Here is a 19,217-nt window from a genome sequence, read left to right as displayed (position 1 = left end):
ATCCGAACTATCGCCCCCCGCGGAATTCCGAAGTGACCGCTTTTGACGTGCTCATTCTGGGCAGCGGCCTCGCCGGCCAATCACTCGCCCTTCGTCTCGCAGACACCCTGAAGGTCGCCCTCGTCACCAAACGCACGCTCGAAGACAGCGCCAGCGCCTGGGCGCAAGGCGGCATCGCCGCGGTGCTCGACCCCACCGACAGCACGGAAGCCCACATCGCCGACACCCACACGGCCGGGGCAGGGCTGTGTTCCAAGAAGGCCACCCGCTTCGTCGTCGAGAACGGCCCCCGCGCCATTCAATGGCTGATCGACCACGGCGTACCCTTCACCACCGATGCCGCATCGCCGATCGGCTATCACCTCACCCGCGAAGGCGGTCACGGCCACCGCCGGGTCATCCACGTGGCCGACGCCACCGGCGCCGCGGTGCAGGCCACGCTGACCGAACAGGTCCGCGCCCATCCGAACATCCAGATCTTCGAGCAGCACATCGCCGTCGACCTCATCATCGGCCACAAGATCGGCCGCCCCGAGGCCGGCTGCCTTGGCGCCTACGTCCTCGACATCGCCAACGACGAAGTGCGCACCTTTGCGGCACGTCACACGGTGCTCGCCACCGGCGGCGCGGGCAAGGTCTACCTCTACACCACCAACCCCGACACCGCCACTGGCGACGGGGTGGCCATGGCCTGGCGGGCCGGCTGCCGGGTGTCGAACATGGAGTTCATCCAGTTCCACCCCACCTGCCTGTACCACCCGCAAGCCAAGTCCTTCCTGATCTCCGAAGCCGTCCGCGGCGAAGGCGGCCTGCTGCGCCGCCCCGACGGCAGCCGCTTCATGCCCGAGCACGACAGCCGGGAAGAACTGGCCCCCCGCGACATCGTGGCCCGCGCCATCGACTTCGAAATGAAGAAGCACGGCCTCGACTGCGTCTTCCTGGACATCAGCCACAAGCCGGCCGATTTCCTGCGGGAACACTTCCCCAACATCCTGGCCCGCTGCGCCGAACTGGGCATCGACATCACCCAGCAGCCAATCCCGGTCGTGCCGGCCGCGCACTACTCGTGCGGCGGCATCGTCACCGACCTGCGCGCCCGCACCGACGTGCCCGGCCTTTACGCCGTTGGCGAAACGGCCTGCACCGGCCTGCACGGCGCCAACCGGCTGGCCAGCAACTCGCTGCTCGAATGCCTGGTGTACGGCGAGGCCGCCGCCAGCGACATCCTCGCCAACCCGCGCCCGCACGCTGCCGAACTGCCCCAGTGGGACGAAAGCCGCGTGACCGATGCCGACGAATCCATCGTGATCTCCCACAACTGGGAAGAGCTGCGGCGTTTCATGTGGGACTACGTGGGGATCGTCCGCACCAACAAGCGGCTCCAGCGGGCCCAGCACCGCATCCGCCTGCTGGCACGCGAGATCGACGAGTTCTACAGCAACTTCCGGGTCAGCAACGATCTCATCGAACTGCGCAACCTGGTAGTCACGGCCGATCTCATCGTCCGCAGCGCCCTCAAGCGCAAGGAAAGCCGTGGCCTGCACTGCAGCCGCGACTACCCCACTACCCTGCCCGCAGCCCGCGACACCATCATCCGCCCCGGCCGCAGCAAGACCGGCTAGGCCTTCTCCACGCCACGCCCTGCAACAGGCCCGGCTCTCAGCCGGGCCCATATCTGCAGCCGTCGCCACGCCTCGGGCGTGGCCTGATCGCGCATCACGAGCAGCGTACCGCCACGGCCACCGCCCTGCCTTGGCCAGACCAGCCAGACTGCAAAAGGCGTCACCGTCGTTTCAGACCCCAGCCTCAGACGGCGCTCGGCAGCACCATCAGGGTCGATCAGCAGATCACCTTCCGATGCCAGCCCCAGGCGCGTCCCCGCCTTCCGCCACTGCGTCCAAAACCGGACACACGAGCCGACAATCACGGCCAGCCCGCCCAACCACACCATCGGCTCGACGCTGAACCCCAATGAAAAAGCCGCCACGACATGCATCCCCGTCACAAGAACGAGGAGCAGCCGGGACGGCTTGATTTCAATGACTGTCACGATGCACGGAAATCCGTGCCGCGCACTCAGACCTTGCGGAACACCAGCGTGCCGTTGGTGCCGCCAAAGCCGAAGTTGTTCTTCACGGCGATGTCGATCTTCATGTCGCGCGCCACGTTGGCACAGTAGTCGAGATCACACTCCGGGTCCTGCTCGAAGATATTGATCGTCGGCGGGGAGATCTGGTTATAGACCGCCAGCGAGGTGATCACCGACTCGAGACCACCTGCACCACCGAGGAGGTGACCGGTCATCGACTTGGTGGAGTTCACCACCAGCTTCTTGGCAACATCCGCACCGAAGGCCAACTTGATCGCTTCGGTTTCGTTCTTGTCGCCAAGGGGCGTCGAGGTACCGTGGGCATTGAGGTACTGCACGTCGTCGGCATTGATGCCGGCGTTCTGCAGCGCATTCACCATACTGCGGCGGGGACCATCGGTATCCGGCGCAGTCATGTGATAAGCGTCGCCGCTCATGCCGAAACCAGCGATCTCGGCGTAGATGCGGGCACCGCGCTTCACGGCGTGCTCGTATTCCTCGAGCACCAGTACACCCGCACCTTCGCCCAGGACGAAGCCATCGCGGTCCTTGTCCCACGGACGGCTGGCCGTCGCGGGATCGTCGTTGCGGGTGGACAGCGCCTTCGCCGAAGCAAAGCCACCGACAGCCAGCGGCGTCACCGTCGATTCGGCGCCACCACAGACCATCACGTCCGCATCACCGTACTCGATCATGCGGGCGCTCATGCCGATCGCGTGCAGACCGGTGGTACAGGCCGTGACGACAGCAAGATTGGGGCCCTTCATCCCGAACATGATCGACAGGTTGCCGGAGATCATGTTGATGATGGTGCCGGGAATGAAGAACGGAGAAATTTTGCGAGGACCACCGCCGAGGAAATCGTCGTGGGTGTCCTCGATCATCGGCAAGCCGCCGATGCCGGAACCGATATTGACACCAATGCGGTGAGCATTGGCGTCGGTTACCTCGATGCCCGAATCGCGGATGGCCTGGATGCCTGCCGCAAGACCGTAATGGATGAAGATATCCATACGGCGCGCCTCTTTCGGGGAAAGATAGGCGCTGACATCGAAGCCCTTGACCTCGCCGGCAATCTTCGCCGAAAAGGCAGAGGTGTCGAAACGGGTAATCTGAGCGATGCCGGAACGGCCATTGACAATGGCGTCCCAGGTTTCAGGTACGGTATTACCGACCGGCGTGATGGCGCCAAGGCCGGTGACGACAACTCTGCGTCGGGTCAAGGCAGGCTCCTGCGAATCTTACTTCTTCAGGTGGGCGGAGACGTAGTCGATCGCCTGCTGAACGCTGGTGATCTTCTCGGCTTCTTCGTCGGGGATCTCGCACTCGAATTCTTCTTCGAGGGCCATCACCAGCTCGACGGTATCGAGGGAGTCGGCACCCAGATCGTCGACGAAGGACGATTCGTTCTTGATTTCGGCTTCGTTGACACCGAGTTGTTCGGCGACGATCTTCTTGACACGAGCTTCGATATTTTCCATGTAGCAACTCCTTCGCTGATTGAGCGGGGTGAATTCAAAACCCCCGCATTCTACCAAAAACGCGCACCCTCGCCAGTCCGGCGAGGATTACGCCATGTACATGCCGCCATTCACGTGCAGGGTAGCTCCCGTCACGTAGGATGCGGCGGGCGACGCCAGGAAGCCGACCACCGAGGCGATCTCCTCCGGCTTGCCGAGACGACCGAGGGCAATCTTGCCCTGCAGGGCCTCGCGCTGGGCGTCTGGGAGCTCCTTGGTCATGTCGGTGTCGATGAACCCCGGCGCGACGCAATTGACGGTGATGTTGCGGCTGCCGAGCTCCTGGGCCAGCGCCCGGCTCATGCCGGCCACGCCCGCCTTGGCGGCGGCGTAGTTGGCCTGGCCGGGGTTGCCGGAGCTGCCGACCACCGAGGTGATGTTGATGATGCGGCCGTTACGGGCCTTCATCATGCCACGCATGACGAGGCGCGACATGCGGAACACCGACTTGAGGTTGGTGTCGAGCACCGCATCCCATTCGGCATCCTTCATGCGCATCGCCAGGTTGTCGCGGGTGATGCCGGCGTTATTGACCAGCACCAGCACCGGGCCGAGGCTCTTCTCGATCTCGGAGATGGCGGCCTCACAGGCCGCTGCGTCGGTCACGTCGAGGGCGAGGCCACGACCGGCAATGCCGGCGGCTTCAAGCCCGGCCTGGATGTCGGCGGCACCGGCCTCGGACGTGGCCGTACCGACCACCGTCGCGCCAAGCCGGCCCAGTTCGAGGGCGATGGCCCGACCGATACCACGGGAAGCGCCGGTGACCAGCGCAACCTGCCCCTGCAAAACCTGACTCATGCTGCCCCCGTCGTCTGGAGAATGTCTGCGAGGCTGGCCGCGTCGGCAATCGCGCCGCCCTGCAGGCTGCCTTCAATGCGCTTGGTCATGCCGGCCAGGACCTTGCCCGGACCGCACTCGAAAACGTGGGTCGCGCCACGGCGGGCGATGTCCTGCACGGTCTCGATCCAGCGCACCGGCGAATAGGCCTGACGCACCAGCGCATCCTTGATGCGGGCCGGGTCGGTCTCGACGGCCACATCCACGTTGTTGAGCACGGCGATGGCCGGCACCTTGATCTCGATCTCGGCCAGACGCAGCGCCAGTCGCTCGGCGGCCGGCTTCATCAGTGCACAATGGAAGGGCGCGCTCACCGGCAGCAGCACGGCGCGCTTGGCGCCCTTGGTCTTCGCGACGGCCATGGCACGTTCGACGGCAGCACGGGCACCGGCGATGACGATCTGGCCGGGGGAGTTGAGGTTGGCGGCGGAGACGACCTCGCCCTGGGCGGCTTCGGCACAGGCTTCGGCAGCGGCGGGTTCATCGAGACCGAGCAGCGCAGCCATCGCACCCTCACCGGCCGGGACGGCTTCCTGCATGGCCTGGGCGCGCAGCCGCACCAGCTTGACGGCCTCCTGGAAATCCAGCGCACCCGCGGCAACCAGCGCGGAATATTCGCCAAGGCTGTGACCGGCGACGAGGCTCGGGGCAGCACCGCCACGGGCGATCCACTCGCGATACACGGCGACACCGGCGGTGAGCATCAGCGGCTGGGTGTTGACGGTCTGTGCCAGCAACTCTGCGGGGCCGTCGGCAACCATCTGCCACAGGTCCTCGCCAAGGGCGGCGGAGGCTTCGGCGAAGGTGTCGCGGATCACCGCGGAGTCACCATAAGCCGCCATCATGCCGACCGACTGGGAGCCCTGGCCCGGAAAAACGAAAGCGAAATTCATCATCCCATCCTTGAATGACTGTACTGCTTAAAACTCGAGGAGCGCGGCGCCCCAGGTGAAGCCACCGCCCACGCCTTCGAGAAGAATCTTGTGACCACGCTGGATGCGGCCGTCGCGCACGGCGAGGTCGAGCGCCAGCGGAATCGACGCCGCCGAGGTGTTGCCATGCTCGCTGACGGTGGCGATGACCTTCTCGGTCGGCACACCCAGCCGCTTGGCGGTGGCCTGCATGATGCGGATGTTGGCCTGGTGGGGAATCAGCCAGTCCACGTCGTCGATGGTGAGACCGGCTTGATCGACCACCTCGCGCGCCACGTCACTCAGCACCTTGACCGCAAACTTGAAGACCGCCTGGCCATCCATGCGGAGGAAGGGGTCGCCGGTGATGCCACCGCGATTGACCTGACCCGGCACGCACAGGATGCCGTTGTGGCTACCATCGGCGTGCAGCGCGGTGGCGAGGATGCCGGGCTTGTCGGACGCCTCCAGCACCACGGCGCCTGCGCCATCGCCGAACAGCACGCAGGTGCCACGGTCGTTCCAGTCGAGGATGCGCGAGAAGACTTCGGCGCCCACGACCAGCGCACGCTTGTGGCTGCCCGAGCGGATGAACTTCTCGGCGGTCGAGAGGGCGTAGGCGAAACCGGTGCATACCGCCTGCAGGTCGAAAGCGGCGCCGCCATTGACGATGCCCAGCTTTGACTGCAGCAGCGCGGCGGTGCTCGGGAAGATGTAATCCGGCGTGGAGGTGGCGACGATGATCAGGTCGATGTCGGCCGGCTGACAGCCCGCGGCGGCAATCGCCCGGGTGCTCGCCTCATAGGCCAGTTGGCTCGCCGTGACATCGGGCTCGGCCAGGTGACGCCGGCAGATGCCGGTGCGTTCGACAATCCATTCGTCCGAGGTATCGATACCCCGGGCCACCAGATCGTTGTTGCTGACGGGCGCACCGGGCAGAAAGCTGCCGGTTCCGATCACTCGCGCATGAATCATGCCGCAGGCCTTTCACGTTCCATTCGTTCGCTGATCCGCTCGATGAGCCTGTTGCGCGCGGCTTCCGCCGCCCGCCAGAGCGCCTGTTCAAAGGCGAAGGCATCGGCCGAGCCGTGACTCTTCACCACCACACCGCGCAGCCCCAGCAGGGCCGCGCCGTTGTAGCGGCGGGAATCCACCTTGTGCTTGAACCCCTTGAGGGCCGACATCGCAAAGAATGCCGCCAGCTTGGTGATCCAGTTGCGGGAGAACTGTTCGCGCAGGAAGGTCGCCATCATGTGGGCGAGGCCTTCCGAGGTCTTGAGCGCCACGTTGCCGACAAAGCCGTCGCAGACGACCACGTCGACCGTGCCCTTGTAGATGTCGTTGCCTTCGACGTTGCCGTAGAAGTTGAGCCCGCTGTTGCGCAGGAGCTCACCGGCCTGTTTGACGATCTCGTTGCCCTTGATGTCTTCTTCGCCGATGTTGAGCAGGCCGACGCTGGGCCGCTCGTTGTGCTCGACGGCCGCCACCAGCATCGCGCCCATGATGCCGAACTGGAGCAGATGCTCGGCGGAGCAATCGACGTTGGCACCCAGATCGAGCATGTGGGTGAGGCCGCGCATGCTCGGCAGCGTGCTGCAGATCGCCGGGCGGTCGATGCCAGGGAGGGTCTTGAGGACGAACCGGGAGATCGCCATCAGCGCACCGGTATTGCCGGCGGACACGGCCGCCTGGGCATCGCCCGACTTGACCAGATCCACCGACACGCGCATCGATGAATCCTTCTTGTTGCGCATGGCGAGCGCCGGCGGCTCGTCCATGCCGACGACTTCCGACGCCGGATGCACGCGCAGGCGCTCACCGAATTCCTGGAGCGCGCCACCCAGATGAGGCTCAATGGCCTCCGGGCGACCGACCAGGAGAATTCGGGCATCGCGATCAGCGCGCAAAAAATGCAGCGCGGCCGGAACCGTTACCGAAGGGCCGTGATCGCCCCCCATGCAGTCAATGGCCAGGGTGACAGTCATTCGGCGCTAAACGGAGAGAAATGGGTGGACAAGTTGTGAAAACGGCGCGACCGCCCGAAGGCGTCGCGCCGTCTGGCAACCAGGAGAATTACTCGCCCTTGGCCTTGGCAACCTTCTTGCCACGATAGACGCCGGACGGCGAAACGTGGTGGCGCAGGTGGACTTCGCCGGTGGTCGGCTCGACGGCCAGCGGGGGCGCAACCAGGAAATCGTGGGAACGATGCATACCGCGCTTGGACGGGGACTTCTTGTTCTGTTGAACGGCCATGAAAAACTCCTTGAGGAATACTTAAACCTTGCCGCGCAACTGACGCAGAACGGCGAAGGGCGAAATCTCTTCATCAACACCGGCCTTGACCGGCGGATCGCAATCATCGTGACGTGGCACCAGAGGCAAGGCCAGCAACACCTCGTCCTCGACCAGCGCCAGGAGGTCCGTGAGCGGTTCAACCTCGAGGGCGTCTTCCGCATCGTTTTCGAGCTCATCTTCCGGCGGCGCTTCGCCGGGACGGAGGAGCAGAAGACGATTTTCCACTTCACAGGGCCACTGCAGGGCCTCAAGACAGCGCTGACACTGAAGAACCAGACTTCCCCGGATCCACAGATCGACGTGGAGCTTGCCCTCGCCGTCACGCTCGCCCTGAAACCCGAAAGCCACCGTTCCGGCGGGTTCCAGCACAGACTCGGCAACACGGCCGAGCCGGGATACCGGCACCTCGCCCTCAAGGCGGCGCCCATCTCTGGCCAACGCCCGAAGGTCGATCACGAAGCTTTCTTGCGACATAAGAGCGGCATGATATTATTTTCGGCTCCCTGTGTCAAAACTCTGCAAAGCGGCCGACGGCACTTTTCACGCCGCAGCACCCCGATCGATGAAACTCGTTCTTGCTTCCACGTCGGCGTATCGCCGCGAACTCCTCCAGCGCTTCAACCTGCCCTTCGAAGTTGCCCGCCCCGACATCGACGAGAGCCCGCTGCCCGGCGAACCCCCCCGCAGCACCGCCGAGCGCCTCGCCATCGAAAAGGCCCGCGCCGTGGCCGGCAACTTTGCCGACGCGCTGATCATCGGCAGCGACCAGGTGGCCGCGATGGGCGACATCCGCTTCGGCAAGCCCGGCACCGTCGAACGCGCCGTGGCGCAGCTCAAGCAGATGAGCGGCCAGACCGTGATCTTCCACACCGCGCTGGCGCTCCTCAACACGACAACGGGCGAAGCGCAGATCGACGTCGTGCCGACCGAGGTGCGCTTTCGCACCCTCAGCGATGACGAGATCGTCCGCTATGTAGAAAAGGAGCGCCCCCTCGACTGCGCTGGCAGCGCCAAGTCGGAAGGCCTGGGCATCACCCTCCTCGACGCCCTTTCCGGCGACGACCCCAACGCCCTCGTCGGCCTGCCGCTGATCGCCCTGGCCCGCATGCTGCGCCACGAAGGCGTCGCCCTGCCGTGACGACCGCCGCCGGCAAGCTCTACCTGATTCCGGTCAGCCTGGGCGAGGCGCCCCTCGCCCTCACCACGCCGACCGAAGTCGGCATGCGGGCCCGCAGCCTCGATTACTTCGTCGTCGAGAACGCCAAGACCGCCCGCGCCGAACTCAAGCGCTTCGAGCACCCCAGGCCGCTACGCGACCTCGACATCCGCGAGCTGCCCGAAAACCCGGGCCCGGCCGATCTTGATGGCCTGCTGGCGCCGATCAGGAACGGGCTCGACTGCGGATTGATGTCCGAGGCCGGCTGCCCGGCGGTGGCTGACCCCGGCGCCCTGCTGGTCAGCCGCGCCCACGAGGCCGGCATCCAGGTGGTGCCGATGGTCGGCCCGTCGTCGCTGTTGCTGGGCCTGATGGCCTCCGGCCTCAACGGGCAGAGCTTCGCCTTCCACGGCTACCTGCCCATCGACGAGGAGGCGCGCAAGCGTCGCCTGCGCGAACTGGAAGCCGAATCCGCCAGATTCTCGCGCACCCAGCTGTTCATCGAGACACCCTACCGCAACGACCGGATGTTCGAGGCGCTCAAGCAGGCCTGCGGACCCGAGACCCGCCTGTGCGTCGCCCGGGATCTCACCACCGCGGACGAATGGATTGTCACCAAGCGGATCGCCGACTGGAAGAAGGCGCCCGCGCCGGATCTGGCCAAGCGCCCGACGGTCTTCCTACTACTCGCCAGCTAGCCGCAGCGCTCGGTCGGCGAAACTCAGTCGGCGAGAAACACCCCGCCATCCCGCTCCACCACCGGCAGCATCTCCAGCCGACCACCCCGGCACGGGCCTTCGACGCACGCACCGCTCTCGGGCCGGTACAGGGCGCCGTGGGTGGCGCAGATCAGATACAACCCGTCGCTGTCGAAGAAGCGTCCGGGCTGCCAGTCGAGCTCGACCGCCACGTGGGCGCAGCGGTTGAAGTAGGCGTAGACCTTGCCCCGGAAACGCACCGCAAAGGCCGCCACATCCCGGCCGCCCCGCTGCACCACGAAGCGCACGCCGTCGCCGCCATCGACGAGATCGGCCGACACGCAGATCAACCGTTGGCCTCCAGCCACGCCCGAAGCCCGGCCGGCGTGTCGATGCACGCCACCGGCGACTCGGCCACCAGCTGATCGACCGGATGGGCGCCAAAACTCACGGCCAGCCCATCCACACCGGCGTTCTTCGCCATCAGCAGGTCGTGGGTCGTGTCGCCGATCATCAGACAGGTTTCGGCCATCACGCCCAGCTCGGCCATCAGCTCGAACAGCATCGCCGGATGGGGCTTCGAGAAGCACTCGTCGGCGCAGCGCGTGGCGTGGAAATACTTGCCCAGCCCGGTAAAACCGAGCGCCCGGTCGAGCCCCTTGCGGCTCTTGCCGGTCGCCACCGCCAGCAGATGACCGCGGGCGTGGAGATCGGCGATCAGCGCCTGGGTGCCGTCAAACAGCGTCAGCTCGTGATCGCTGGACAGATAGTGATGGCGGTAGCGCTCGACCATCTTCGGATAGTCGGATTCGGGCAATTCCGGCACCGCATGGTGCAGCGCGTCCTGGAGACCGAGGCCGATCACGTGACGCGCCCGGGCGTCGGAAGGCGGCGGCAGGCCCAGATCGGCGCTGGCAGCCTGGATCGCCTGGACGATGGCAGCGGCCGAATCCATCAGCGTGCCATCCCAGTCGAAGACGATCAGTTCGTAGCGTTGCGGTCTAGCCATATTCCCGCTCCCGGGTTTGTTCGACGACGGCGAGGAAGCCATCCAGTTCGGCCGGCAGCGGCGCCGCAAGTTCGATCTGCTGATCGGTGAGCGGATGGCGGAAGGCGAGCTTTGCCGCGTGCAGGAACATCCGCCCCAGCCCTTCCTTCTCGAGCTGCTTGTTGAGGGCGAAGTCGCCGTACTTGTCGTCGCCGCACAAGGGAAAGCCCGCATGGGTGAGATGTACCCGGATCTGGTGGGTGCGGCCGGTCTTCAGCTCGACCTCCAGCAGACTGTAGCCCGCCCAGCGCCGCACCAGGCGCACGATGCTGTGGGCCGGCTTGCCTTCGCGATTCACGCTCACCCGCCGCTCGCCGTTTTCCAGCAGATATTTGAGGAGCGGCTGCTTGATGTGCTGCTGGGCGTTCAGCCAGCGCCCGGAGACGAGCGTGAGATAACGCTTCTGCACCTTGCCGTCACGCATCATGTCGTGGAGCACCGTGAGCGCGCTGCGCTTCTTGGCGACGATCAACAGGCCCGAAGTCTCCCGGTCGAGGCGATGCACCAGTTCGAGGAACTTCGCCTCCGGCCGCTGGCGCCGCAGCTGTTCGATCAGGCCAAAGCTCACCCCGCTGCCGCCATGCACCGCCAGCCCGGCGGGCTTGTCGAGCACCAGCAGCGCGTCGTCCTCGTAGGCGATGTCGAAGGGCTTGCCCATGGGCACCGGCGCGGCGTTTTCCTTCTCGGCGATGCGGATCGGCGGGATGCGCACTTCGTCCCCGATCTGCACGCGATAGGTCTGATCCACCCGACGGCTATTGACCCGCACCTCGCCGCTTCTCAGGATGCGGTAGATGTGACTCTTCGGCACGCCCTTGCAGACGCGCACCAGAAAATTGTCGATGCGCTGACCGGCGCTCGCGTCGTCGACGCGCTCGTGGCGCACTGCGGGAGCTTTACTCAAGGCCATCGTTTTGAAATATACTGTTGAGCGGTTTTTTCGGTCCTGATGCGTCGCGCCCGCCAGAAGCGTGTTGTCATGTGAATCAACACCGGCCCGCGCCGCCCCAGAGCGACTCTGTGCAGAGGACTCCAAGCCGAGTTATCCGGCACCCTCACCGCTCCCGAAAAACCAAAGGAAGGTCCGTCGCCGGACAAAAAGAGGGCGATGGTACTTTATTCGACAATAAACTTGTACCAATTGCGCGCAGGCGCACACGCAGATTGACGGCCCTGAACCGGGGCCGCGGAGCATTCCCTGCAAGCCGGCCCGAGGTCGCAACGCCATACGCCGTCGTACCCGATCGTACGCACGCCGTTCCAGCCTTGCGAGACCAGGCGAAGCTGCAGGCACTTCGCAGCCTCCGGGGCGCATGAACGCACCGTGCCGGACAGACCGGCGCCCGTACTGAGGATCGGCAACGCACTGAGAGTGCGCTGCGCTCCGGAAGCCCGGGCCCGACGAATTCCGCCACGTTGTTCCGGCGCCCCAAGCATCAGATGCGGTTCAGGGTGCGATAGACGAATCCCGCCCACCCACTTTAGTTTGATTTTCCCTTGATGAAGGATCGGTTCGATCACGCCAAACTAAATCACCGCAACTGAGCGGTGGTGCGGTTCGTCCTGCCCGTGTGCCACGCGGGAGAAGAAGACGAATGAAGCGAATGCTCTTCAATGCAACGCAGGCCGAGGAACTCCGCGTTGCCATTGTCGATGGTCAGAAACTCATTGACCTCGACATTGAATCGGCCGCCAAGGAACAACGCAAAAGCAACATCTACAAAGCCGTCATCACGCGCATCGAGCCCAGCCTCGAAGCCGCGTTTGTCGACTATGGTGCCGAGCGCCACGGCTTTCTGCCGTTCAAGGAAATCTCCCGCGCCTACTTCCAGCCTGGTGTCGAAGCCAGCCGTGCGTCCATCAAGGAAGCCCTGAAGGAAGGCCAGGAACTGATCGTCCAGGTCGAGAAGGACGAACGTGGCAACAAGGGCGCCGCCCTCACCACCTTCGTCTCGCTGGCCGGCCGCTACCTCGTGCTGATGCCCAACAACCCCCGCGGCGGTGGCGTTTCGCGCCGTGTCGAGGGTGACGAGCGCGCCGAGCTGCGCGACGTGATGGACCAGCTCGAAGTGCCCGGCGGCATGAGCCTGATCGCCCGCACCGCCGCCATCGGCCGCAACGCCGAAGAGCTGCAATGGGACTTGAACTACCTCCTGCAACTGTGGCGCGCCATCGACGGCGCCGCCCAGTCCCAGGAAGGCGCGTTCCTGATCTACCAGGAAGGCAGCCTCGTGATCCGCGCGATCCGCGACTACTTCCAGCCCGACATCGGCGAGATCCTGATCGACACCGACGACGTCTATGAGCAGGCGCGCCAGTTCATGGCCCACGTCATGCCGCAGAACGTCGGCCGCGTGAAGCGCTACCACGACGACGTGCCGCTTTTCTCGCGCTTCCAGATCGAACACCAGATCGAATCCGCCTACTCGCGTCAGGTGAGCCTGCCCTCCGGCGGCGCCATCGTGATCGACCACACCGAAGCCCTGGTGTCCGTCGACGTGAACTCCGGCCGCGCCACCCGCGGTGCCGACATCGAGGAAACCGCGTTCAAGACCAACTGCGAAGCCGCCGACGAAGTGGCCCGTCAGCTGCGCCTGCGCGACCTTGGCGGCCTGATCGTCATCGACTTCATCGACATGGAGTCCCAGAAGAACCAGCGCGAGGTCGAGAACCGCCTGCGCGACGCCCTGCGCTACGACCGCGCCCGCGTCCAGACCGGCAAGATCAGCCGCTTCGGCCTGCTCGAGCTGTCCCGCCAGCGTCTGCGCCCGGCCCTCGCCGAGACCAGCTACATCCCGTGCCCGCGCTGTAACGGCACCGGCCACATCCGCAGCACCGAGTCGTCCGCGCTGCACATCCTGCGCATCCTCGAAGAAGAGGCCATGAAGGACAACACCGGCGCCCTGCACTGCCAGGTTCCGGTGGATGTCGCCACCTTCCTCCTCAACGAGAAGCGCGACGACATCGCAAAGATCGAGATCCGCCACAAGGTCAGCCTGGTGCTGATCCCCAACCGCCATCTCGAAACCCCGCAGCACGAGATCGTCCGCCTGCGCCACGACCAGCTCAACCTGGAAGAGAGCGCCGTCCCGAGCTATCGCATGGCCACCAAGCCGGCCGACGAAACCTACACCCCGCCGTCGGCCAACACCGACCGCCCGGCCCGCCAGGAAGCCGCCGTCAAGGGCATCACTCCCGACCAGCCGGCCCCGGTTGTCGAACCCAAGGTTGCCGCCCCGGCACCGGCCCCGGTGCCGGAAAGCCAGCCGGGCCTGCTGTCCCGCATCTTCGCCTTCTTCCGCGGCGAGAAGCCCGCCGCTGCGCCGGCCCCGGTGGTTGCCCAACCGGAACCCCAGCGTCGCGAATCCCGCGGCCGCAACGAACGCAACGGTCGCCGTGACGGTGGCCGTGGCCGCCGCGACGGTCAGCGCGAAGAGCGTGGCGAACGTGGCGAGCGCGCCGAACGTGGCGAACGCGAAGGTCGCGACACCAACCGCAGCGCCGCCGCCCCCGAAGCCCAGGCCGAGGCCCGCGAAAAGCCCCAGCGCCAGCGTGGCGAACGCCAGGAACGCGGTGAGCGTCAGGAGCGCGCCGAGCGCCCCGAACGCGAAGGCCGTAACGGCGAGCGTGCAGAGCGCGCCGAACGTGGCGAACGCGGCCGCAACCGTAACGGCCAGGCCGCCAAGCCTGCCGCCGAAGCCGAAGGCATCGTCGCCAGCGCCGAGCAGCTGACCGCCGTCGCCGCCGTGGCTGCCGTCTCCACCCCCGAAGGTGCAGCTCCGGCTGCCGCCGATGGCGAAGCCGGCGCCGAACGCAGCCGCCGCGGTCGTCGTGGCCGTCGCGGTGGTCGTCGCAACGAGGAAGGCACCAGCACCGAAGCCGCCGCCCAGGGCGAACTGGAAATCGGCGATCAGGCCCAGCCCGCCGCCGAAGCCGTCCAGGCCGAAGCCGCACCTGCCGTGACCGAAGCCGCTCCGGCCGAAGCCACCCCGGCGCCGGTCGTCGCCGAAGCCCCGGCAGTGGTCGAGACCGCTCCGGTCGTCGAAGCCGCCCCGGCTGCCGAAGTGACCGAAGCCGCCGTCGAGGCTGCGCCTGCCGAAGTGGCCGTGGCCGAAACCCCGGTTGTCGAGGCTGTCGTCGAAGCCGCCCGGCCGGTGATCGCCGAAGTGCAGGCCGAAGCCGCGCCGGCACCGGTGGCTGAAGCTGGCAGTCTGATCGAACAGGTTGCTGCCGCCGCCCGTGAAGCCGAGACCACCCCGGTGGTCGAAGCGCCGGTCGAAGTGGTCGCCCAACCGGTGGCTGTCGAGGCCGCGCCGGTGGTTGTCGAAACCATCGCAGCGCCGGTCGAGGCCGTGGTGGAACCCGTCGCTGCAGCCGAGCCCGTCGCCGCCCCGGCGCCGAGCGCACCGGCTGATCTCTCCGTCGCCCTTGAAGAAAGCGGCCTGGTGCTGATCGAAACCCGTTCGGATGCGACGAAGTCCTTCCAGCCGGAGCAAGCCCCTGCGCAGCCCCTCGGCCGCCGCCGCCGCGCCCCGGCCGTCGTGGCTGAAGAGCCGCTGGTCCAGGTGGAAACCGGGCCGAAGTAACCCCGGCACCACCCAGCAAAAAGGCCAACCCCTCGGGGTTGGCCTTTTCGTTTGTAGCTGCAGCACCGGACAAACCGGCGCAGCCGGGCGGTCAGACAGCCGACTGGCGGCGGCGCTCCACCTCGGGGCGGATCTCCTCGATCAGCCCCTGCACGGCGTCCTCGCACATGTCGAGCACCGCGTCGAAGCCGGTGAGGCCGCCGTAGTACGGGTCCGGTACATCATCGCGGCGATGACGCTGGGCAAAACTCATGAACATGCGCACCTTGTGCTTGCAGCCTTCGGGCGCGCGATCGCGCAGGTAGTGAAAGTGATCCCGGTCCATCGCCAGCAGCAGGTCGAACTCGGCGTAGTCCTTGGGCTGGACCTTGCGGGCGCGCAGACGGGAAAGATCGTAGCCTCGCCTCAGGGCCGCAGTCTGGGTGCGGGGATCGGGCGCCTCGCCCGCGTGATAGCCCTGGATGCCCGCCGAATCGACGCCGACCGCGCTATCCATCCCGGCCATCGCCAACCAGCGACGTGCAACGCCCTCTGCTGTCGGCGACCGGCAGATATTGCCGGTGCAGACGAATAGTATTTTCATTATGGGTGTCCCTCCTGCCGGCAATTTAAACAGCCGGCGGGCGGAACGTACAAGAGCAAGCACCAATTTTCGAATCTCTCAGCCTGTGGCGTTCGGTCGGGACCCGCCGGGCAGATCGTGGGCGTCGGCCCCGAATGCCTGCTGGCGCAGCCGGAAGAGCTTGTCGCGGGCAGCCGCGGCTTTCTCGAATTCCAGGTTGCGGGCGTGTTCCTGCATTTCCTTCTCGAGCTGGCGGATGGTCTTCGCCAGTGCTTTCTCATCAAGGGCCGCGTAGTCGCTCCGGGCCTCCCCGGCGGACGTCGCATCTGCCTCCGATCCTGCATCATAGACACCGTCGATGATGTCTTTGATGCGTTTTGTCACGGACTTGGGCGTAATCCCGTTCGCCTCGTTGAAGGCGATCTGCCGGGCACGGCGACGCTCGGTTTCGCCGATGGCGGCTTTCATCGAATCGGTGATCCGGTCGGCGTAGAGGATGGCGGTGCCATGCAGGTGGCGGGCGGCACGGCCGATGGTCTGGATCAGCGAACGCTCGGAACGCAGGAAACCTTCCTTGTCCGCGTCGAGGATCGCCACCAGCGACACCTCGGGGATGTCCAGGCCTTCCCGCAGCAGGTTGATGCCCACCAGCACGTCGAACTCGCCCAGGCGCAGGTCGCGGATGATCTCGACCCGCTCGACGGTGTCGATGTCCGAGTGCAGGTAGCGCACCCGGATGCCGTTCTCGGCCAGGTATTCGGTCAGATCCTCGGCCATGCGCTTGGTCAGCACGGTGACGAGGATGCGCTCCTTTACATCGAGGCGCTTCTTGATCTCGCCCAGCAGATCATCCACCTGCGTGGTCGCGGGCCGCACGATGATGATCGGGTCCACCAGGCCGGTCGGGCGCACCACCTGCTCCACCACCTGGCCCTGATGTTCCTTCTCGTAGGCCGCCGGCGTGGCCGAGACGAACACCGTCTGGGGCAGCAGGCGCTCGAACTCCTCGAATTTGAGCGGCCGGTTGTCCAGCGCCGAGGGCAGGCGGAAGCCGTATTCGACGAGGTTCTCCTTGCGCGAGCGGTCGCCCTTGTACATCGCACCCACCTGCCCGATCGACACGTGGGATTCGTCGATGAACATCAGGCCGTCAGCCGGCAGGTAGTCGATCAGCGTCGGCGGCGCGGCGCCGGGCTCGCGGCCTGACAGATGGCGCGAGTAGTTCTCGATGCCCTTGCAGAAGCCCAGCTCGTTGAGCATCTCCAGATCAAAGCGGGTGCGCTGCTCGATGCGCTGGGCCTCGACCAGCTTGCCCTGCTTCTGGAACACCTCGATGCGCTCGCGCAGCTCATCCTTGATGCCCTCGATGGCCTTCAGCACCGTGGCCCGCGGCGTCACGTAGTGGCTCGACGGATACACCGTGAAGCGCACGATCTTCTGCTTGAGGTGGCCGGTAAGCGGATCGAACAGCGTGAGGTGCTCGATCTCGTCGTCGAACATCTCGACGCGCAGCGCGTACTCGGCGTTTTCCGCCGGGAAGATGTCGATCACGTCGCCCCGCACCCGGAAGGTGCCGCGCTTGAAATCCACGTCGGCCCGGTCGTACTGCATCGCCACCAGACGCTGCACCAGATCCCGGTGAGCCATCTGCTCGCCTTCGCGCAGGTGCAGCACCATCGCGTGGTAATCGCCCGGATCGCCGATACCGTAGATGCACGACACCGACGCCACGATCACCACGTCGCGCCGTTCCATCAGGCTCTTGGTGGCCGACAGGCGCATCTGCTCGATGTGCTCGTTGATCGACGAGTCCTTCTCGATGAAGAGGTCCCGCGACGGCACGTAGGCCTCGGGCTGGTAGTAGTCGTAGTAGCTCACGAAGTACTCCACCGCGTTCTCGGGAAAGAACTCGCGGAACTCCGAATACAGCTGCGCCGCCAGCGTCTTGTTGTGAGCCAGCACCAGCGCCGGCCGGCCGCAGCGGGCGATGACGTTGGCCATCGTGTAGGTCTTGCCGGAGCCGGTCACGCCCAGCAGCGTCTGGAACATCAGGCCGTCGCCGATGCCCTCGACGAGCTTCCGGATTGCCTCCGGCTGGTCGCCGCCCGGCGCAAAGGGCTGGTGAAGCCGGAACGGGCTACCCTCGAAAACCACCACGCTCCCGCTACCTGATTGATCGGCCATGATAAAATTTCTGTCTTGAGTCAAACGGTGGCACCCGCAAACCAGGCGGGCAGCCTCGTATTATCACCCAGCGAGCGCCACAAAGCGCCCCGCTCCCTTCGCCCCTTCTGGAGAACCCATGAGCTCTTCGATCTTTGCTGCAGTGGAACTGGCCCCCCGCGATCCGATCCTCGGCCTCAATGAAGCCTTCAACGCGGACACCCGCAGCACCAAGGTCAACCTCGGCGTTGGCGTCTACTTCGACGACAACGGCAAGATCCCCCTGCTCGGCGCCGTCAAGACCGCCGAGAAAGCCCGCCTCGAAGCCGCCCCGCCCCGTGGCTACCAGCCCATCGAAGGCCCGGCCGCCTACAACAACGCCGTGCAGAACCTGCTGTTCGGTGCCGACAGCGCCATCATCCGTGACGGCCGCGTCGTCACCGCCCAGGCCCTCGGCGGCACCGGCGCCCTGCGCATCGGCGCGGATCTCATCAAGCGCGTCGTGCCCGACGCCACCGTCTACATCTCCGATCCGTCCTGGGAAAACCACCGCGCGCTGTTCGAAGCCGCCGGCTTCCCGGTCGACACCTACCCCTACTACAACCCGGAAACCCGCGGCGCCAACGCCGAGGCGATGATCGCCAAGCTGAACAGCCTGCCGGCCGGCTCCGTGATCGTGCTGCACGCCTGCTGCCACAACCCCACCGGCGCCGACCTCACCGAAGCCCAGTGGGCCGAAGTGGTCAAGGCCTGTGCGGCCCGCGGCCTCATCCCCTTCCTCGACATGGCCTACCAGGGCTTCGCCGACGGCATCGAGCCGGACGCCGTCGCGGTCAACCTGTTCTCGGCCTCCGGCCTGTCGTTCTTCGTGTCCAGCTCGTTCTCCAAGAGCTTCTCGCTGTACGGCGAGCGCGTCGGCGCCCTGTCCATCGTCACCCAGAGCAAGGACGAATCCACCCGCGTGCTCTCCCAGCTCAAGCGCGTGATCCGCACCAACTACTCCAACCCGCCGATCCACGGCGGCGCCGTTGTCGCCGCGGTGCTGTCCACCCCCGCCCTGCGCGCCGAGTGGGAAGCCGAGCTGGCCGGCATGCGTGACCGCATCCGCGCCATGCGCACCGGCCTCGTCGAGCAGCTGGCCGCCCGCAAGGTCGACCAGGACTTCTCCTTCGTCATCAAGCAGCGCGGCATGTTCTCCTACACCGGCCTCACCGCCGCCCAGGTCGAGCGCATGAAGGACGAGTTCGGCATCTACGCCGTCGGCACTGGCCGCATCTGCCTGGCCGCCCTCAACAGCAAGAACCTCGACTACGTCGCCGACGCCATCGCCGCCGTGATCAAGGCTTAAGCCA

Annotated in this window: 19 protein-coding genes; 5 read left to right on the top strand and 14 right to left on the bottom strand. The window is 65.9% G+C overall.

What is annotated here, in order from left to right; genetic code table 11:
• Window positions 1-32: 32 nt before the first annotated feature.
• Window positions 33-1,622 carry an L-aspartate oxidase gene (gene nadB, locus QQK25_RS05045; protein WP_284186961.1) on the top strand — a complete coding sequence of 530 codons (1,590 nt, stop codon included), beginning with the start codon at window positions 33-35 and terminating at the stop codon, window positions 1,620-1,622.
• On the opposite strand, the gene QQK25_RS05040 is transcribed toward nadB, so the two are convergent.
• The 9 genes from QQK25_RS05040 to QQK25_RS05000 form a co-directional block, all read right to left on the bottom strand.
• A complete protein-coding gene (locus QQK25_RS05040) occupies window positions 1,619-2,050 on the bottom strand; it encodes a protein YgfX (RefSeq protein ID WP_284186960.1) in 432 nt (143 codons plus the stop codon). The genes nadB and QQK25_RS05040 overlap by 4 nt on opposite strands.
• Before the next feature lie 26 nt (window positions 2,051-2,076).
• Window positions 2,077-3,312 carry a beta-ketoacyl-ACP synthase II gene (fabF, locus tag QQK25_RS05035; protein WP_284186959.1) on the bottom strand — a complete coding sequence of 412 codons (1,236 nt, stop codon included), beginning with the start codon at window positions 3,310-3,312 and terminating at the stop codon, window positions 2,077-2,079.
• Between the two features lie 18 nt (window positions 3,313-3,330).
• Window positions 3,331-3,570 carry an acyl carrier protein gene (gene acpP, locus QQK25_RS05030; protein WP_153161512.1) on the bottom strand — a complete coding sequence of 80 codons (240 nt, stop codon included), beginning with the start codon at window positions 3,568-3,570 and terminating at the stop codon, window positions 3,331-3,333.
• 87 nt (window positions 3,571-3,657) lie between these two features.
• Window positions 3,658-4,407, bottom strand: coding sequence for a 3-oxoacyl-ACP reductase FabG (fabG, locus tag QQK25_RS05025; protein WP_284186958.1), 750 nt, complete (start codon window positions 4,405-4,407; stop codon window positions 3,658-3,660).
• Complete coding sequence (gene fabD, locus QQK25_RS05020; RefSeq protein ID WP_284186957.1) at window positions 4,404-5,339, bottom strand: ACP S-malonyltransferase; 936 nt, start codon at window positions 5,337-5,339, stop codon at window positions 4,404-4,406. Before fabD ends, fabG begins: the two co-directional genes overlap by 4 nt.
• A 27-nt stretch (window positions 5,340-5,366) precedes the next feature.
• A complete protein-coding gene (locus QQK25_RS05015; protein WP_284186956.1) occupies window positions 5,367-6,332 on the bottom strand; it encodes a beta-ketoacyl-ACP synthase III in 966 nt (321 codons plus the stop codon).
• A complete protein-coding gene (gene plsX, locus QQK25_RS05010) occupies window positions 6,329-7,342 on the bottom strand; it encodes a phosphate acyltransferase PlsX (protein WP_153161508.1) in 1,014 nt (337 codons plus the stop codon). Before plsX ends, QQK25_RS05015 begins: the two co-directional genes overlap by 4 nt.
• Before the next feature lie 88 nt (window positions 7,343-7,430).
• Window positions 7,431-7,610, bottom strand: a complete 180-nt coding sequence (gene rpmF, locus QQK25_RS05005; RefSeq protein WP_079435603.1) for a 50S ribosomal protein L32 — start codon at window positions 7,608-7,610, stop codon at window positions 7,431-7,433.
• 21 nt (window positions 7,611-7,631) lie between these two features.
• Window positions 7,632-8,126 (bottom strand): YceD family protein, encoded by a 495-nt coding sequence (locus QQK25_RS05000; protein WP_284186955.1) that lies wholly within the window; start codon window positions 8,124-8,126, stop codon window positions 7,632-7,634.
• 88 nt (window positions 8,127-8,214) lie between these two features.
• On the opposite strand from QQK25_RS05000, the gene QQK25_RS04995 reads away from it, so the two are divergent.
• Together QQK25_RS04995 and QQK25_RS04990 are read left to right on the top strand one after the other, a co-directional pair.
• Window positions 8,215-8,790 carry a Maf family protein gene (locus QQK25_RS04995; RefSeq protein ID WP_284186954.1) on the top strand — a complete coding sequence of 192 codons (576 nt, stop codon included), beginning with the start codon at window positions 8,215-8,217 and terminating at the stop codon, window positions 8,788-8,790.
• On the top strand, window positions 8,787-9,506 hold the full coding sequence (locus QQK25_RS04990) for an SAM-dependent methyltransferase (protein ID WP_284186953.1): 720 nt from the start codon (window positions 8,787-8,789) through the stop codon (window positions 9,504-9,506). Before QQK25_RS04995 ends, QQK25_RS04990 begins: the two co-directional genes overlap by 4 nt.
• Before the next feature lie 23 nt (window positions 9,507-9,529).
• On the opposite strand, the gene QQK25_RS04985 is transcribed toward QQK25_RS04990, so the two are convergent.
• Genes QQK25_RS04985 through QQK25_RS04975 form a run of 3 tightly spaced genes read right to left on the bottom strand, consistent with a single transcriptional unit; the run spans window position 9,530 to window position 11,464 of the window.
• Window positions 9,530-9,847: a Rieske (2Fe-2S) protein gene (locus QQK25_RS04985; RefSeq protein WP_284186980.1), complete on the bottom strand. Its 318-nt coding sequence runs from the start codon at window positions 9,845-9,847 to the stop codon at window positions 9,530-9,532.
• A 5-nt stretch (window positions 9,848-9,852) separates the two neighbouring features.
• Window positions 9,853-10,515, bottom strand: coding sequence for an HAD-IA family hydrolase (locus QQK25_RS04980; RefSeq protein ID WP_284186952.1), 663 nt, complete (start codon window positions 10,513-10,515; stop codon window positions 9,853-9,855).
• Window positions 10,508-11,464: an RluA family pseudouridine synthase gene (locus tag QQK25_RS04975; protein WP_284186951.1), complete on the bottom strand. Its 957-nt coding sequence runs from the start codon at window positions 11,462-11,464 to the stop codon at window positions 10,508-10,510. Before QQK25_RS04975 ends, QQK25_RS04980 begins: the two co-directional genes overlap by 8 nt.
• A 685-nt stretch (window positions 11,465-12,149) precedes the next feature.
• On the opposite strand from QQK25_RS04975, the gene QQK25_RS04970 reads away from it, so the two are divergent.
• Window positions 12,150-15,140 (top strand): Rne/Rng family ribonuclease, encoded by a 2,991-nt coding sequence (locus tag QQK25_RS04970; RefSeq protein WP_284186950.1) that lies wholly within the window; start codon window positions 12,150-12,152, stop codon window positions 15,138-15,140.
• A gap of 91 nt (window positions 15,141-15,231) precedes the next feature.
• Here QQK25_RS04970 and QQK25_RS04965 read toward each other — a convergent pair whose 3' ends face one another.
• Both QQK25_RS04965 and uvrB read right to left on the bottom strand, forming a co-directional pair.
• Window positions 15,232-15,723 carry a low molecular weight protein-tyrosine-phosphatase gene (locus QQK25_RS04965; RefSeq protein WP_306664079.1) on the bottom strand — a complete coding sequence of 164 codons (492 nt, stop codon included), beginning with the start codon at window positions 15,721-15,723 and terminating at the stop codon, window positions 15,232-15,234.
• A 78-nt stretch (window positions 15,724-15,801) separates the two neighbouring features.
• Window positions 15,802-17,886, bottom strand: coding sequence for an excinuclease ABC subunit UvrB (gene uvrB, locus QQK25_RS04960; protein ID WP_284186949.1), 2,085 nt, complete (start codon window positions 17,884-17,886; stop codon window positions 15,802-15,804).
• Between the two features lie 118 nt (window positions 17,887-18,004).
• On the opposite strand from uvrB, the gene QQK25_RS04955 reads away from it, so the two are divergent.
• The gene (locus tag QQK25_RS04955) at window positions 18,005-19,213 is read left to right on the top strand and encodes an amino acid aminotransferase (RefSeq protein WP_284186948.1); all 1,209 of its coding nucleotides are present in this window, start codon (window positions 18,005-18,007) and stop codon (window positions 19,211-19,213) included.
• The last annotated feature ends 4 nt before the right edge of the window (window positions 19,214-19,217 follow it).

The organism is Zoogloea oryzae (genome assembly GCF_030161255.1).
GTDB lineage: Bacteria > Pseudomonadota > Gammaproteobacteria > Burkholderiales > Rhodocyclaceae > Zoogloea > Zoogloea oryzae.
The sequence above is the reverse complement of the archived record's forward strand: the minus strand, read 5'-3'. Positions and strand labels throughout refer to the sequence as shown.